At 73.9% G+C, this 2345-nt stretch carries 4 protein-coding genes; 1 reads left to right on the top strand and 3 read right to left on the bottom strand.

The genetic code is table 11. The features are described 5' to 3' along the window. Together AB0G02_RS19855 and AB0G02_RS19850 are read right to left on the bottom strand one after the other, a co-directional pair. A partial coding sequence (locus AB0G02_RS19855; RefSeq protein WP_360796338.1) for a sigma factor occupies positions 1-176 on the bottom strand: 176 nt, incomplete at its 3' end. Positions 177-193: 17 nt separating this feature from the next. Continuing rightward, entirely contained in the window at positions 194-613 is a 420-nt protein-coding gene (locus AB0G02_RS19850) for a hypothetical protein (RefSeq protein WP_360796335.1), read from the bottom strand. A gap of 267 nt (positions 614-880) precedes the next feature. Here AB0G02_RS19850 and AB0G02_RS19845 point away from each other — a divergent pair, with 267 nt between their 5' ends. Next, entirely contained in the window at positions 881-1903 is a 1023-nt protein-coding gene (locus AB0G02_RS19845) for a zinc-dependent alcohol dehydrogenase family protein (protein WP_360796332.1), read from the top strand. 22 nt (positions 1904-1925) lie between these two features. On the opposite strand, the gene AB0G02_RS19840 is transcribed toward AB0G02_RS19845, so the two are convergent. Beyond that, positions 1926-2123 carry a hypothetical protein gene (locus AB0G02_RS19840; RefSeq protein ID WP_360796329.1) on the bottom strand — a complete coding sequence of 66 codons (198 nt, stop codon included), beginning with the start codon at positions 2121-2123 and terminating at the stop codon, positions 1926-1928. Between the last annotated feature and the right edge of the window lie 222 nt (positions 2124-2345).

Raw genomic sequence — 2345 nt, 5'->3', positions numbered from 1 at the left:
GTCGCGACCGTCGCCAGCCACGCGCGCGGGTCCTGCGGCGGGTGCTCGGGCCACACCCGCAGCGCTTCGAGCAGCGCCTCCTGCAACGCGTCCTCGGCGGTGTCGAAGTCCTCACCCCGCCGCACGAGCCCCGCGAGGACCCGGGGGACGAGGGCACGCAACGCGCCCCCGTCCACCCGCGTCGGTCGGCCGGTCACGACGGATCGGTGTCCTCGGGCAGCTCCGACATGACCTGCCGGACCTCGATCCACTCGTACATCGGCTCACCGCCGGGACCGGGCTCGGAGGAGACGTAGGCCGCCAGCTCGACCGCCCGCTCGTGCGACTCGACGTCGATCATGTACCAGCCGGCGACGAGGTCGCTGGTCTCGGGCAGCGGGCCGTCGGTGGTGACGGGCGCGGCGTCCGGGCCGCCGTAGCGCACCCAGCTGCGGGCCGGCGTCAGCGCCTGCGCGTCGACGTACTCGCCGTTCTGCTCCAGCAGCTCGCTGACGTGCTTGAGGAAGGCGAGGTGCGCCTCGACGTCCTCGGGGGCCCACTGGTCCATCGGGGGCACGGGGTGGTGCTGCTCAGGGCCGCCGCGGTAGTGCTTGAGGAGCAGGTACTTCGGCATGGTGGTGCCTCCTGGCGTCGCGGGCCGCGTCCGCCGCGGCCCTCCACCCGGTGAGCGGAGCCGGTCAGGGTTCCTCGACAGGGATCACCAACTTAGTTCCGGGAATTCCACCGGCCACCTGGAGGCTCCTGCTCCGGACGACCGCGTGACCACACGTTCAGGTGGAACCCGTCGGGGAACGCTCCGGAGGAGGGTTCCGACCGCACCGCGCGGGCAGTCCCGGACGAGGTCGGCGGGCTGTGCCGGACGGAGTCGAAGGAGAACGACATGCGTGGCGTTGTGCTGCACGCCCCCGGTGACGTCCGGGTGGAGGAGCGGGAGGACCCGCGGATCGTCGCGCCCACCGACGCGGTGATCCGGCTGGCCGCGACCTGCGTCTGCGGCTCCGACCTGTGGCCGTACCGGGGGATCGAGGAGGTCCGGGGGCCGTCCCCGATGGGGCACGAGTACGTCGGCGTGGTCGAGGAGGTCGGCGGCGAGGTCCGGACCGTGCGACCGGGTCAGTTCGTGGTCGGCTCGTTCTTCGCCTCCGACAACACCTGCGAGATCTGCCGGGCCGGCTACCAGTCGTCCTGCGTCCACCGGGTGCCCGTGGGCGGTCTCGGGTCGCAGGCGGAGCTGCTGCGGGTGCCGCTGGCCGACGGCACGCTCGTGGCCACCCCCGGGATGCCCTCCGACGACCTGGTCCCGTCGCTGCTGGCGGCCTCGGACGTGCTCGGCACGGGCTGGTTCGCCGCGGTGGCCGCCGAGGTCGGTCCCGGCAAGGCGGTCGCCGTGGTGGGTGACGGCGCGGTCGGCCTGCTCGGCGTCCTCGCGGCCCGGGAGCTCGGCGCCGAGCGGATCATCGCGATGAGCCGGCACGAGTCGCGCCAGGAGCTCGCCCTGGACTACGGGGCCACCGACGTCGTCACCGAGCGCGGCGAGGAGGGCGTGGCCAGGGTCAAGGACCTGACCGACGGCCTGGGCGCGCACTCGGTCATCGAGGCGGTCGGCACCCAGGAGTCGATGATGCAGGCCATCCGCTCCACCCGACCCGGCGGGCACGTCGGCTTCGTCGGCGTCGCGCACGACGTCGCGCTGCCCGGCCTGGAGCTGTTCTTCTCGCACGTGCACCTGCACGGCGGCCCCGCGCCCGTGCGCCGCTTCCTGCCCGAGCTGATCGACCTGATCGTCGACCGGCGGATCGACCCCGGCAAGGTCTTCGACCTCACCCTGCCGCTCGACGAGGCCGCCGAGGGCTACCGGGCCATGGACGAGCGCCGCGCCATCAAGGCCCTGCTGCGCCCGTGACGCCGCCACCGGCTCGCCGGGCTCACTTCGGGTTCTCGTTCAGCTCCGCGACGAGCTGGAGGTAGGCGAGCCGGTACGGGTTGTCGGACTCACCCCGACCGCCGTCGCGGACGGCTCCGTGCAGGACGCGGTCGGCGTGGTCCCTCGCCGCTCCGAGCTGTTCGGCCTGCGCGTAGTAGTCGTCCTCGGATTCGACGGCCACGGGGAAGGAATCGGTCACGGTCGCCATGCTCGCCCGCGGCGCGGCTGCCTGCCACTCGTGCGGGTGACGGCGGCGTCGTGGGTGGCCTCCGTGGCGAGGTCGTCGCCGGACTCGTCGCACCCGGCGGACGCCGCGGTCGGGCGCTGGGCGACGACCCGCCGGGGGTTCACCCCGCGGCCGGGTCCAGGCGGACGCAGCACCGGTCGGGCTCCGGTGCGAGGTGGGCGGTCAGGTCGCCGG

Origin of the sequence: Actinosynnema sp. NPDC023658 (assembly GCF_040639995.1) — a bacterium.
Lineage (GTDB): Bacteria > Actinomycetota > Actinomycetes > Mycobacteriales > Pseudonocardiaceae > Actinosynnema.
Note: the sequence above shows the minus strand (reverse complement) of the source record. Positions and strands in the feature narration are given on the sequence as shown.

Excerpts from the sequence above, each read along its gene's own strand:
- AB0G02_RS19845 (WP_360796332.1), top strand. The coding sequence starts at position 881 with ATGCGTGGCGTTGTGCTGCACGCCCCCGGTGACGTCCGGGTGGAGGAG.
- AB0G02_RS19850 (WP_360796335.1), bottom strand. The coding sequence starts at position 613 with ATGCCGAAGTACCTGCTCCTCAAGCACTACCGCGGCGGCCCTGAGCAG.